This window comes from Jeotgalibacillus haloalkalitolerans (assembly GCF_034427455.1).
Classification (GTDB): domain Bacteria; phylum Bacillota; class Bacilli; order Bacillales; family Jeotgalibacillaceae; genus Jeotgalibacillus; species Jeotgalibacillus haloalkalitolerans.
Map to the genome: position 1 here is coordinate 813,033 of NZ_JAXQNN010000001.1, position 14,792 is coordinate 827,824.

The following is a 14,792-nucleotide window of genomic DNA, read 5'->3' on the forward strand; positions in this document are numbered from 1 at the left end:
GAGCAGTGGTATTTACTAAATGGTATGAATTGAGATGTTTAATTCAAATGAAGTTCAAAGATTAAAGATTCTTTTTGTTATATTTATGGTATTGCTACATTGTACATAGAAGAAACTTAAGATCTATTTATTTCGTTATGGTTAACAGCTTTTCCTTAAGAAATGGATATGTATATTATTTGTTCAGATACTTTGTAAATATCGGTTAGTTTTGCTGTTTGTTTTGTGACGATAGGCTTTATAATAATTATTGCCTCTCTCTAATGGCGTTATATGGATGATGTACGGCCCAGTACACACAAAAGTCCTCATCTGATAAGGGCTTTTTGTGTGAAGAAAATCTATATTAAATCATTTTATCTAGTGAATGAAAAGTCAGTAACAATAGACTTTAAAGGACTTTGTAAAGTGTTCAGTTTTGTTATTTATAAACCGTTCAGAAATATGCCAGTACCCGTTCAGTTTAACTATTTTGAAATTCGCAAATAGGGTATATAATTTAAATCACCAATTGGCTAATTGGTAACACTACGACTCATTTACAGACAAAAACCTCCCACAGCGCCGGGAGGTTTTTGTGTATATAAAACTAATTTATATTAACAGAAAATTCAAAATAATATTAGTTTCTCTTCAGAAGGAGGCACTTATGAATCAGGATGAGTTATTCAGAGAATTGATTAATGCAGTTATATTGTTCGAAAAGTGTGATGAATCAGCCTTGAACAATTTGATCAATGTTCATGAGGTGCTGTTATTGAATGAGCCTGACAGGATTCCTCACATGCTGACTGATTTTGTTCAGCTTTTATCTGAAAAACCGATGATTGGGTTTAAGAGTTTCAGCGATATACAGCTTCCTGTTCTGTTGGATATTGCTTCATCTCCTTTGGTGAGCGGTAAGGAGATAGAGAAGGCTTTGGAGGAATGGGATCTGAAAAACAGTAGTGCAGTTTTCACCGGTTTGGAAGCAGATCAGCGCGTGATGAGAGATATTTTATTTGAATGCAGAGACATGAAGAACCAAAAAGCTGCCCAGGAGATCTATACCAGAATTAGATTATTTGTATATAATCCGGCTTTTGTTAAAAGTCATTTGAGAGCAAAACCTTTTGCGAATGTGGTGACAGAAAAGCAATTGGACGATTTCATAAATATGCTTGCAACAGAATATGACCTGCTGCCCACTATTCCCCGTAAGATAAAGCAGCTTTATGAGAAGGTAGAACTTTCAAATGCGATGACTGTGTGCCCTGTATGTTACAGAATCAGAACTGGTTTAAATATTTGTACAGACGATTCAGTGTGCTTTTCTTCCAAACAAAAAAACATGATGAGTCCCGTGATGCTGGTTGAAGATATTCTGGCGAATAACCCTGAAGTCAGAATTAAGTCAGATATTGAGAATGAAACGTTTCTGCAACCGAGAGCGGGGATCTTCAAGTTTAGTATTTTACCGGGACTGTCAGAGTGGAGAATAGCAAAGAAGTTAAAAAGGAGATTACCTTTAGAATTATTGTTATTTCCTGACCTGGAAATGAAAGGTGACATAAAGATCACTTATCGTGGAGCCTCGTTGTATGTGGATGTAAAGGACCAGAGAGATCCGCTGAAGCTCGGTCAGTCGCTTAGGGCACAGGGCAACAGACTGCCTGTCATTGTGATTACCTCTAATAGAACAGCAAATAATCGATCGTATATGGAGTTATTGAAACGTGAATTACCTAATGCAGTTTTATTGAGGGAGAAGGAACTCATTCCCTATGTCATAGAGTATTTTCATTTACCCGGGAGGCTGGTGAAGTCATGAGACAATCATTTAAACATTTATTCACAGGTGTATATTCAGATCAATTGAAGGACATCCGTCGTATGCTTGATGACAATCAACCACTTTTATATGTCGAATATTTGTTATATGCGGTATCAAAATGTCTGCCGGACAGACCAATTGATGGAAGGCTGTATCCGCTGAAGCAGGTAGATGTCGTTATGCTTGGACAGCCTGAATATTTTGTGAATGAGACGCTTAACTCAGTTTACTATCAGCATACGTTATTTTTAATGCAGCCGGAATATGACCGATATGCATTTAACAGTTTGGCAGAGCGTTATTTTAACCTTCCGTCCCATTGTCGCCTTTATGATCTTGTAAATGGAAGTGATGGTATTAAGTGGGTAGTTAAAAGTGAGCGCTGTGCATTTCACGAAGATGAGCGGACGAAGATGTACGATCAAATTCTTGAGGATAGATCTGTCATTGCACATAAGGAAAGTAACCTATCCTTTATTTCTGCAAAAGATAAATATTCAAAAATTATTTTTCGTAAAGGTCAGCGGGATATCGTGAAAGACGTGAATATTTACCCTGAAGAATGGTTAAAAGATCAACATTCTTTTATTTTGACTGATCATATCCGGGAGGTTCAGAAAAATAAATCGCCCCTTTCTTTTCAGGGAGATACGATCGACTTAAAAGAACTGGCTGAGGAATTAAGTGAGAAGACCGGAAAAAATTATTATAAAGAAGTGGTTCAACAGATTTCACTCGAGTCTTTACAGGGGAAGTCAGTTTTTTCACTTAATGAAGTGACTCATCTGATCGGCCGTACAGGCAGTGGGAAAAGTGTGATTAGAGATTTAGTCGTATATTATGCGAAAAAGAATGGTAAGAAAATAACTTTCCTCGAGCACGATGTAAATACGTGCCTGGAGTTGAAAAAGCACTTTGAGTCGCTGGGATTGAAAAGTGCAGTATTCCTCTCAGACAAAAAGCAAAATCATTACATGAATCAATATGCAGGAGCAAATATGAAGGGCGAGACCCTGTTTGACTGGTTTGCACAGCACAGGGAAATGATAGATACGCTTGATACAGGTCATTACACAAGAACATTAAAAAAACACATTACGGGTTATGATGATCCGCAGCTTAAGGTCATGGTGGAGGATGATGAAAAGAAAAGTTTTCGTAAGGCAGTCCCTCCTGACTATGATAAAAGTGCGTCTTTTAAAAGAATTGAACGATTAATTGACGCTGATATCTGGATAGGAAATTATGCTTCTTTTCTAAGATCAAAAGTGCCTTTTTTTGCTGATCATTATGAGCGGACCTATCTTGAAGTTGCCTGGTTAAGAAGTGATTTGCTGGTAGTCGATGAATATGATTTTGCTCAGCAGCAATTTGACCATATGTACATTGAAAAACTTGATCTCGTTGCAGCAGGTCAGGAATACAACAAGTCTTTTATTGATGAATTAACAGGGTTTTCGGCCAGGGTTAATAAACATGTTGCTGACCCTTTTGCCAGAAGCTATATCCAGACGATCTCTAATGCAGCAATGATCAGCCGCCATTTATATGGAAGTCATTTTCAAAACCACAGGATTGTAAATGCAATAAGAGACGGCTTCTTTTCACCTGAAAAACTGTTATATCAATGGAGAAGAGATTTTATTGAGGAGTCAGGCTGGCTCATTGAATGGGACAGGAAAATCATGAATCCTGTATCAAAATCGGGTATTTTTGAAGAATTGTTTCAGTTTTACTCACATAAAGATCCTCAGAAATATGGAATTTTATCCGAAACTGATTTGATTAACCGCTTGATAGCTGAAATGCAGGCAGATGGTATACGTTTCAATGAAAAATCACTATCACAGCAAAGATACATGACCGAAATGCTTGCTTTTATTGTATGTCTTTCCTATTTACATCAATATACGGGGGTGCTGATTTCCGGTAATCAGGTTTTTATGAATATGGTACCTGGGGCAGGTGAAGCATATACTTTTTTACCCGGCAAAAGAGAACCTTATATCCCGGCACCGCTCATTCCCAATTTACTGCTGTACAGGCTGACTTCAGGAGCAGATGGTCGTATTGATAAAATGGAACTCGCTTATTATACAGGTACTGGAAGGGAAGTGTTGAGCCGGCTGCCGGAACTGTTCCGTCATATAGAAACAACACCACCTCCGGACACGATATTTCTTTCAGCCACCAGCTATATGCCTGGTTCCAGCTTCAGCCATACAGAGATAAAACCTGACTGGCTGATTGTGAATAAAAATCAATCCACACAAAAAATACATTTATTTTATAACCCTGTTATGGAAAGAGCGGGGGATGAATTGAAGGCAATTTATGTATCAGGTCAGCGGGATGAATGGTTGAAAAAGGATGCCATTCAAAACTTAATCAGACTGCTTGAACTTAATCAGCAGTTTGCTAAAGACCTGAAACGAATGAATGATGGACAGGCGTATAAAAGAATGATCGGGTTTCCCGTACCTTCTTATAAATTAGCTGATCAGGTTGGCCAGGCTTTGCTGAAAAAGGGGAATATGAGTGTCAGAGTATTATATAAAGAAGGGAAAAACGAGCGTCCTTATGATTCTGAGATTCATCTGTTCAAACACGAACTTACTGATTTGCAGGAACATACCCCGGATTGCTTCGTCTTCGTTACGTCAGCGATCGGCAGAGCTGTCAATCTTATGCAAAAAAACAGTTCAGATCATGCACTAATAGGGACAATGTATTTTCTCATCAGACCTTATCCCGTCCCTGAACAAATTGAGGACATCCTATTCTGTCTTCATTCACAAAAGCCGGTGCTGATGGAAGAATGTCTGAATAAAAGCGTAACACCACTGCGCGGATGGCAATTATTTGATCAGGTTCATAAAAAAACGTTCAGTCTGTATGGGAAGCTATTGCACGCTAAGGGATTTTGGCGTTCGTTATCTGACAATCAAAAAGAGATGCTTGCTAAAAATATACTGGCGGAAATGATGCAAACGATTGGGCGGGGATTTAGGGGGAGAAATGAATTAACTGTTTATTTATGTGATGCTGCATTTGCAAAAGAAACTGCCGGAAGTGCGCTGCCAGTTCATCGTTTTCGTCATGAACCATGTGATTCGATTCAATCAAGTCTGCTTGCTCAAATTGAATATCTGCTCACTACATCTGCTGATCCGTTGCTGAGACATTTGTATGAGCCGTTAATTGATACAATCGATGGTATTGCGTTAAAGAAGAACAGAAGGAGCTGGTATGATGAATATACAGTCAAAAGTTAAAAAATATATTCAGCCACTGCGCTATACCATTAACCAGCAGGAGTTAAAAAAGATTAAACTCCTGACTGTAAGGCTCCCTGACCAATGGGCGAAAGCGATTCTTCAGTTCGATTATCAACAGTCACCTAGAATGAAAGGTATTATTGAGACCATTCGTGTTGAACACCCTGAGATTATTTACACTGATTTAAGTGAAAAAGCCAAAGCACAGAGAATCCCATTTTTATATGTAATAGAAAGTGAGAACACCAGAGAATCACTTACTGTCATCATGGAGAAAATCTATGAATATATGGTCAGGGAATCAGCATTTGAAAAGGTGACGCCCTCCTACATGTCATATCAATCTCTGAAAAATGGCTGGAGTGCTGAGACTTATCATGCCAGTGACCTGATAAAGGTTACCGATCAGTATCGATTTATTCCTGCCCTCCTGTCGTATCTATCCGTTCAACAGCCACTGGAATTAAAGGAAGGCCGGTCGAGAGCATTTACAAGAGTCGCAGGTGTTCATGAAGGCCATTATATGATCCTTTCGCAGCCTTACCGAACCGGACAACTGTATGTTTATTCAAATGCAGCTTACTTTAGTGTGGAAATACCACTTCGGCCTTTTGAAAATGATGAACTTGTTGTCAATCTTCACCTTTCAGTTCGTTACTGGCCTGTATCGAAGGATAACATTACGTATAAAAGCTGGAAGAACTATTTTTCTCTGCTCTCAGGAACATTTTCTCATGATGGCTCTACTCTGTTGTATTCTTCACAGGTGAAACTTGATCGGCTTAACCAGAAGCTTGAGATCAGGAAAGGTCAAGAATATTATCTTAAAGAACGAAAAATTTTACCGGAATCAGTGTTAAATGATTTACAATCATACTGCGAAAGAGGAATCGATCAGGAAGAAGATTTTGCAGGTATTGCGCTGTCACAGGAAAACAGGTCATGGTTTGGAGGGAAATTTGATCAGTCGAAAATTCCTTCAGGTATGACACCAAGAGAGAGCGAACTTTTTTACGAAGCTTTTGCCGTACATCTCCCTCTGTTAAATGCTACAGAACATTGGGTTGAAGTACCGAAGCAATTAAATGGTGTCTCCGTGATAAAGTCCTCTTCTCATAAAGATGCTTACTTCCCTAAATTCGACGATTTTTATCTGCCGGATTCTATCTCTGAACTTACGCTCAATTTATTTGTGCCTAAAGGAAACAGGTGGGCAGACTATTTTGTTGAAGGGTATTTCAATGAGAACAGTCATCGATATGTTTTCTTCAATAAAGTATCGGACGTTCAATGGGAGGTCGCATTTTATGATAGAAGGGTACAGTTATCGGTCAATATGATTGAAACAGAATTTGCTCATCTTCTTAAAAGAGAAAAAGAAGATAAGTGCGAAACAATTAAGGCAGAACTTTCTCAATACATGAATTCAAAGCCCGGGAGTCTGAATGTGTTCTTTCTGGCAGATTACCATCAGCAAAAAGGTAATGGGGCGGGAACTTATCGAAATGGGGACCCAAAAAAAGAAATCAGAAAGGCATTTGCTGATGAGGGGTGTCATGTTCAATTTATGAATTATCCACTGAACGAACCTGACTTATTTCAACTAACCTCAGAAGTTAAAAGCAGGTTCAACCATAGTTTTCTGGATGTCCTTAGCAAGCATGGTGTTAGCAGAAGGGTCATGAATCAATCAGTAACGATACTTAGCGTTTTAGTCGATCCTTCAGGCAGGATATTTTTTGCGAAAAGAATGCCTGGAGGAGAATGCTTTTTCAGTCTTCCGGGACAGGCGTGGGTCAATTCATATGAATCAGTCAGATTAGTGATCGCTTCACGTGCTATTAAATATGATTCTGTAATTAAATTTCTGGCGCGGGAGTTAACATTCATTGACGGTCCAGTGCAGCTGTATGTGAGTGGAAATATAAAAAGAGAAGATCATTTCTTTAAAAACGGTTTGTATTTCACTGATAGTCATTTCCTGCTAGAAGCATTTCCGGAACTAAGTATAGCCCGGATTAATACAGGAAGTGATGTCCCTGATTACTATGGAAGCAGCTATAAAAGAAGCAGAGGAGATAAAACAGGACATCCTGCGTGGCGTGCGAGTCTTATAAAAGGACTATACGGTCATCCCGCTCAAAAAGATGTTTATTATTCAATTGCAGCCAGAGGAGACACCATACAGTACTCACCTTCCCGGCAGCGGGACAACTACCATGTTGGCATCTATAAAAGAAGCAGGATTGTTGAAATTGCGATCCGGAGTAACACTGAATGTACAGAAGATATTGCGTATACTGTTCATTTAATGAGAAACGTAAACATTGCGTACCAGAAAGAAACGAATTTACCGAGCCCTTTAAATGAGATTGACAAGGTGATCAAGGATTTCCGGTGAATGGTCAGTTCGCTGTTAATCGATCGGCATGATCAATTTCTGGCATAATCCAATAAGAAAAGCCTCCAGAGTAGCAACTGGAGGCCTTTCTTAACTGGTGATTTGATGGTTTAGCCAATATCATCCTATTGGCAATTTTAATTATACAATCCTTCTGAAAAATAGAAAGAGCGAAACTGAAACAGAACTACACGATTCCTGAACGGTTTCTTAAAAAATGTTTCAAGGATAGTAATCAGAATTAGTGAAAAATGGCAATAATGAAGTGGTAATTTATTACCTTCCAGTCACGACACGTCTTGTTGTTAGGCGGACGATCAGACGAATTGAATGGTATAAGCACAAAAACCTCCCGGGCAGGAGGTTTTTGCAAGTAGTGAATTTTTTGTCCACTATGCAGTGGTAGTATTTATTCTACAGTAAATATTTATTTTATATACAGGTAATCTGAATAAAATCTATTCTTTAAATGAACGATAACTTAATGAAGAAAGAGGTATCTATCGCTGCTTGACATAGTATCTTAAAATTAATTTTATCATGATCACTTTTATTTGATGATTATTTCGACAACAGAGATGGATTTATTATTGTGGAAAACTCAGGCGGATCTGCTAATGATAGTGAGATAATCAGACTAGAAAATATTGCAAAAGCTCAGGCAAGAAAAAGAGGCAGATGCAGCCAGCCATGAAGAAGAACCTGACATTGCAGTTGAAAACCGTCCAGATCCTCAACAAACAACAGAACGAAATGAAGTTGAATTAAACGCCACGTGTTTGGATTAAGCAAATAGCATTTATAGGGGAATGCTTGTCCAGGCAGATAATTTATATGGTGATAATGATCCGGCTAACGGTTTCTATGGCTCCTATTACACTGAATGGGATGAATTATTGCAAGCGTTCTGATATACGTTAAAAGATACATAATCTGCTGATGAATTTAAATGAGCAAGAGTAGATTCAAGAGAGTGGCTCTTTATAAAAGAGAACTTTTTTAAAGAAATGCCGGATGAAGCAGCTTCTGCCAGATTAACATCATCGGGTCAGTAATGTGATGTAACGAAGAATCGGACTTATATTATAATTGAAAATGTATGAAGTAGTTCTGAACGATCCACCTGCTTGTATATTTATTGTTCAGTTCGTATTCATCTTTGATTCAGATAGTCACTTTACATTGTCGGCAGGTGAAGTATAATAAAGCATGTCAATTGTTAATTGACTGACTATTCATACCTAATGTACGCAAAGCCCCCCATGCAGCTCTGGGGGTTTTTGTGTGCTCGAAATGAGACTAATCTATTTCTTCTTTTCTGATCGGTACAAAAGAGAAGGTATTATGGATAATGACAATCTTTTTTCTTTGTTAATGTAAAACGCATCTCCTGTGCAATCAGACGATTTCACAGGAGATGCGTTTTATTGACTAATGAGAACTATTTAACGTTAGGTGTGTTTTGTGAAGCACCAGCTACTTCTATCCCTGTTTCTTCTTTTACATAGAAAAGGGACTTAAATACCACGGCAGCTAAGGCCGCGCCGATTAGAGGAGCAACGATAAAGACCCATACCTGAACAATTGCGTCTCCCCCTGCAAAGATCGCAGGTGCCAGGCTTCTGGCTGGATTAACAGATGTCCCTGTCAGCGGGATACCGATCAGGTGAACCAGTGTTAATGTCAGACCGATTACAAGACCACCCATGTGAGAAGTGGCTTTGCTCGATGTAACACCGAGAATAGCTAATACAAATATAAAAGTCAGAACAATTTCTACTGCGAGTGCACCACTAAGGTCAAGGCCGACCGCACTCATTTCACCATAACCATTCGCTCCAAAACCTTCGAGCGTTACTGAACTCGACACAATAAAAGCCAGGAATGAACTTCCTGCAAATGAGCCTGCGACCTGGGCTCCGACATATCCACCTAACTCTTTGGTAGTCAGGTTTCCAGACATCCAAACCGCAAGCGATACTGCTGGATTCACATGACAGCCGGATACATGCCCGATTGCATAAGCTGCTGCTACAATTGACAATCCAAATGCCAATGCAATCGCAAGAACGCCAAGGTAGCCTGTGTCTGTACCACCTGTATAACCACCAAGAACAACTGCTGTTCCTGTTCCAAGAAACACTAAGACAAATGTACCGATAAACTCTGCTAAATACTTCTTCAATCTCATCTCTCCTTGTTTTAAATTCCTCTTCACATTATCAAAAAAACAATTGAACTAATCAAAGTCATTAAGAATGTCGTACTAGGTGTTAATCTGATGAGTCATAAAAACCCCCGATTAACCGGGGGTTTTTACGTGCTAGAGGATTTGTCTGTGTCATTGGATAATGACAATTTAATTATACATCGCAAGCAGCTAAATAGAATCACGAAACTGACACAAAGCTGTGCAGTTACTGAACAGTATCTGTGTAATGGGGAAATATTCATAAGCAGCTAGTACAATAAAATAAAGTATGCAATTGATTGTTGGAGGTTTAATAGTGATTTGCTTTAATAGAAAAAAATTAACCGTATCTATTTTATTTGTTCTTATGATCGGTGGATGTGATTTTATAGATGAAAAAGAAGTACTTGAAAAAGGAAGTTATTATGTTGGATATCATACAACATATGAAAATATAAAAGTTGAAACATCAGAGAGATGGAAAATTACTAGTGGATTAGAAAATAAATCAAACTATAAATTGGTTCATGTAGAATTGACAGAAGAGGAAATTGCAGGATTAAAAATTATTCGTTTGACTACGGAGGAAGAGGTAGGAACATTGGAGAGTTCTCTAGGAACTGTTAAAGGCCAGGAGTATGTTTTTGCTGCATACGATGAAAGTATATATTTTAAGGGATTGAATGAAACGGAAAAATATGAATTGAAGAAAAGTATGCAGGACTCACTGGATAAAGATAAGTTATTCAGAAGTATGTCTGATTATATATTATTTGAAGGTGCAGAGAATTAAGTTGACATATGCCGAAATTGCATTACAGGATGCTGTGATATGGATCATTCATCAATAAGAATGCGTCTCATAAATTTCCTGGAGATTAAAGAGTTCTGAAGGCATGTCAGACAACTACAAAAATGGAGGGGCGAAAATGGATTTAGTTAAAGCTGAGTTTCTACAGGAGTTCAACATAGATGAACAAAGGATTGAGGCAGCATCAATTGACTGGAATGAGCTATTAGATATTTATAACGACTACATCATCTACAGAGACGAGTTACGGCTAACTACAAGTATGGTTCCGGACATCATCCGAATGAATGCACATGTACATAGTGTGAAAACTCGAATAAAAAATCCGAAAAATCTGATACATAAAGTGATCAGAAAAACAATCAGGGAAAAAAGGAGAGACGAGCATTATGTCATACATAAAGATAATTATAAGAGCGAGATTACTGATTTAATAGGAATTCGAGTATTGCACTTGTATAAAGATCAGGCTATCCACATAGATTCTTTTATTAGAGAACGCTGGAACCTGAAAGAACGTTGCAAGATTTATTACCGGTCGGGGGATTATTCTGATTCCGGCGTTCCTGATGATGATCACTCCTTTGAGTATAAAGTTCATGAGGCTGGATACAGATCATGGCATTATTTAATAGAATCAAACGTAAGGGGGGCCATGCATACTGCAGAAATTCAGGTTCGTACAATATTTGAAGAAGGATGGAGTGAAGTCGATCATCAATTAAGGTATCCAAATAACATAAATAACTCATTACTCACTGAACAATTGTTAGTATTAAACAGGATCGCAGGAAGTGCAGATGAATTAACCAATACGATCCGGGAAACGAAAATCAGAATGGAGCAATTAACAGAAGGTAGAAATCAGGATCGAATGACGATCAATCATTTAAGAAAAGAATTAGAAAGAGTTCAGAAGCACGATTTCAACACAAGGGCGGGTATTATCGAAGCATAATAATGATTAATGTTGATTGAGAAGAAAATATGCGCCCAGAAGGGTTTGCGATGTTCGGATTCAGTTCAGAAGTTGTAAAGTTATTTTACAGTTTATGCCTTTTTGTTTAATTTGGATCAGGTATAATTAAGTTGTCATCATTGTATGACATAGCTTAGTCCTCATATGCGCGAAGACCCTCATGTAGCTATGGGGGTTTTTGTATTTAGCAGCACATTCAGAACGCTGCTGATGCAAGTAACTAGTTATGTATAGATTTTATTCCAAATCATTTTGTATAGAAAAAAATGTCAGTTAGTAAGGCAGTATAATAGAAGTACTTTCCCACAAAAATAGACAGAGACCAAAACACTCTCTGTCTGTTTTTATTAAACATTTATCTGACTATTTCTCCGGACTAAAAACATTATAAAACATCCACTTTCAACATAAAGATATTATTCAACGTGAAAAGCCCCCGTGGATTGTCGGGAGCTTTTCGAAGTGGTGACATAATGGATTGTCAATAGCCGCCTATTGACTCTTTAAATTATACAGATCATTGTCTTTTTGAAAATAGATAATCTGAATAAAAACTAAATGAATTATAGAAGATATCTGATTGTTGTAAGAAAAGGTAAGAGTTTTGTATTGTTCAGTAAATGATTAGAAACTCATTAGTTTTACTCTTTAATTTGTATTTGATTTCTGTATAATTTGAACTGCCAATCTAAAACTGGCATTTTAAGGACTCAGTAAATGTGATGTACATGCAAAAAGCCCTCTGCTCCTGAGAGCTTTTTGCATGTCACAGAGTAATTAAAATATATAATTCTTTTTCTTGAGATGAACTTGTTTAATTCTAATGAGGAGTTTGTCATGAAACTGTTAACCCATTTTGTATATATTATTTTAACTGGCTGCACTCTTTTTTCTGTTTATAAGATACTTCCTAACGGGGGTTTTTTAAATATGACACTGTATATAATCATTTCAATCATAATAGCGATTATTTACTATATTATACTTTATTTGATATCCGGAAAAATTAATAGAGGATCGAATTGGTTCCGGGGAGAGTCAGAATAGTCTTTTTTAAGTGAAAAATCTGAGCAGCATAATTTTCACTTGTTATTATTCATTATTTTCGATTTAACAAATGTACGAATCTGAGCTGAACGATCAGAAAGATCAAACTTGCTCTAACAATTAATTTTTATCATCTAGAGTGTTCAATTATTTAAATCAAGAGATATTTCACATGAATATTTTGATTGAAACAGGAAAGAGTCGCAGAAAAGCTTTTCGTCATGCCTTTTATAAAGACAGATAGGTTATACGATTTTATACTAAAAGTTATTTTCTCGATGATGGGAATCTTATGGAACTGGAAGACCGTGGATGCACTAAAGACTAAGGCTCGCTAATGAACTTCATGCTGAAATTGATAAGATGATTGAAACGTGCACGGATTACCTGAAAGCTCAGATTCAGCAGGATGGACAATTTATTTATGGTTATTTCCCTCATTTTGATAAACCGATTGGATTTTATAATAATCTGCGTCACTCTTCCTCCACGTATTCATTAATTGAGGGGGCTTGCATATCTGAACAAAGATGTCCGGATTGCGAGAAAGCCGATAAGTTATTTAATGAATCATTACCTGTTCGAGAAAAAAGATGCTGCTTTCATTTTTGATGATACTAATGATATTAATGAAATAATGTTGGGTCAAAATGCTGCGTTTGTCTTTGCGATATGTGAATATCTTAAGCATGATCCTGAACACCCTGGATACCAGGAAGCTGCTCAAAAGGCTTTCAAGAAGGATATTACATATGATTGATGACACGAACGCAAAGACTAAACATGTGCTTCATTACCCGACTCTTAAAGTCAAGGAACATTTCCGAGTCATTTATTATGATGGAGAGGCAGCACTTGCTCTATTAAGGTTATATCAGATTGATAAAAATGAGCAGTGGTTAAATGCTGTAAAAATATTATTTGAAAGATTTATCAAAAAGGACTATTGGAAGTATCATGATCATTGGCTGGGGTATTGTACATACGAATTAGTCCAGATTGTTGACGATCCAAGGTACTGTGAGTTTGAAGTTCAAAAAGTATTATATATCAAAAATCGCGCGACTATATTCCCTACGTTTCTTGAGATGCAAATAGGTACTTATCACCTGGTAGAAAAAGCAAAAGAGCGCGGTTACACTGACCTGGTAGCTAAACATATGGATGAAAAGGTATTCATTGATACAATTCACCACCGTGCTGACTATCAAAGACTCGGTTATTTTTATCCTGAAACAGCTATGTATTTTAAAAACCCTGAAAGAACGCTCGGAGCATTTTTTATTAAACACCACGGTTACAGAGTGAGGATTGACGATATTGAGCACTATATTTCGGGCTTTATTCAATTCCAGAAAGTTTTTAAGGGGAAATAAATAGGTTTATACAGTCCAGGATCACTAATTAGACTCACCTTTCGTAAAGCGAAAGGTGAGTCTTTTTGTTGTATTAAATTAATTGTGAAGATTAATAGAAAGTGAATATTAAAAGTAAGATCAACATTTATTATTTGAAGAATAATATTCTTAGAAGAAAGTATAGGCGGGAATTCATAAAAAAATTCTCCCTCAAATAAAGAATATGGAGATTGAGGGAGGGGAGTCACCAGGACTCGAAAGGAGCAATACCCATTGGGTCTGGGATACAAAAAATATAATACCACATAGATTATTACACTGAAACGGCTGATTAATCGAGTTTTAGTAATTGCTCAGAAATTGATTAGTCATAATTAATTGCTTTATTTTTGGTTCGAATAGGGTGTACTTTCATCCTTTAACTAAGTGGGATTCAACGTTATCTATTCTGTCTAAATGTATTGAGTGATTCAAATAGATTTAACAAGGGAATTGGGTGCTTTAAATTTCAATTAATACGATCAGACTTCCTGGGAATTACGGAATAGCTGGATTGAAAATCACTTTAGTTCAGATTTTGTTCAAACCACTGTGGTATCTTAACTTGGATGTATTGTATTTTTGTTGAAATCGATGAACTTTTTAAAGGAGATTTAAGGGACTGTTCAAATACAACAATATACTTCAACTATTGTTTTATGAGAGTAAATTTACATTCCAATGCAAGGCAACATATAATGGGTTAATTTTTTATTATCTTAGTGGTAGTAGTCATTTAAAGATAACTAATTTTTCTTACATCAACAAAAATACCAGTTATTTTAGTATAAAAGTCCCTGTTCAGAACTTGTTTAGTGAGCAGATGGTATGTTTTTTATATACAGATACACAATTTTATATGTTTTTAACATGAT

General features: G+C 37.0%; 7 protein-coding genes. 6 read left to right on the top strand and 1 reads right to left on the bottom strand.

Features of this window, described 5'->3' with window-relative positions:
* The first annotated feature begins 649 nt into the window (after positions 1-649).
* Genes UFB30_RS03880 through UFB30_RS03890 form a run of 3 tightly spaced genes read left to right on the top strand, consistent with a single transcriptional unit; the run spans position 650 to position 7,492 of the window.
* Positions 650-1,810: a restriction endonuclease-related protein gene (locus UFB30_RS03880; protein WP_322420358.1), complete on the top strand. Its 1,161-nt coding sequence runs from the start codon at positions 650-652 to the stop codon at positions 1,808-1,810.
* Positions 1,807-5,088 carry a hypothetical protein gene (locus UFB30_RS03885; RefSeq protein WP_322420359.1) on the top strand — a complete coding sequence of 1,094 codons (3,282 nt, stop codon included), beginning with the start codon at positions 1,807-1,809 and terminating at the stop codon, positions 5,086-5,088. Before UFB30_RS03880 ends, UFB30_RS03885 begins: the two co-directional genes overlap by 4 nt.
* Positions 5,066-7,492: an RNaseH domain-containing protein gene (locus UFB30_RS03890; protein WP_322420360.1), complete on the top strand. Its 2,427-nt coding sequence runs from the start codon at positions 5,066-5,068 to the stop codon at positions 7,490-7,492. Before UFB30_RS03885 ends, UFB30_RS03890 begins: the two co-directional genes overlap by 23 nt.
* Before the next feature lie 1,441 nt (positions 7,493-8,933).
* Here UFB30_RS03890 and UFB30_RS03895 read toward each other — a convergent pair.
* Entirely contained in the window at positions 8,934-9,677 is a 744-nt protein-coding gene (locus tag UFB30_RS03895) for an aquaporin (protein WP_322420361.1), read from the bottom strand.
* A gap of 322 nt (positions 9,678-9,999) precedes the next feature.
* Here UFB30_RS03895 and UFB30_RS03900 point away from each other — a divergent pair, with 322 nt between their 5' ends.
* The 3 genes from UFB30_RS03900 to UFB30_RS03910 all read left to right on the top strand — a co-directional run bounded on the left by UFB30_RS03900 (position 10,000) and on the right by UFB30_RS03910 (position 13,896).
* The gene (locus UFB30_RS03900; protein ID WP_322420362.1) at positions 10,000-10,476 is read left to right on the top strand and encodes a hypothetical protein; all 477 of its coding nucleotides are present in this window, start codon (positions 10,000-10,002) and stop codon (positions 10,474-10,476) included.
* A gap of 136 nt (positions 10,477-10,612) precedes the next feature.
* On the top strand, positions 10,613-11,452 hold the full coding sequence (locus UFB30_RS03905) for a RelA/SpoT-related domain-containing protein (RefSeq protein ID WP_322420363.1): 840 nt from the start codon (positions 10,613-10,615) through the stop codon (positions 11,450-11,452).
* Positions 11,453-13,272: 1,820 nt separating this feature from the next.
* Positions 13,273-13,896 carry a hypothetical protein gene (locus UFB30_RS03910; protein WP_322420364.1) on the top strand — a complete coding sequence of 208 codons (624 nt, stop codon included), beginning with the start codon at positions 13,273-13,275 and terminating at the stop codon, positions 13,894-13,896.
* Positions 13,897-14,792 lie beyond the last annotated feature (896 nt).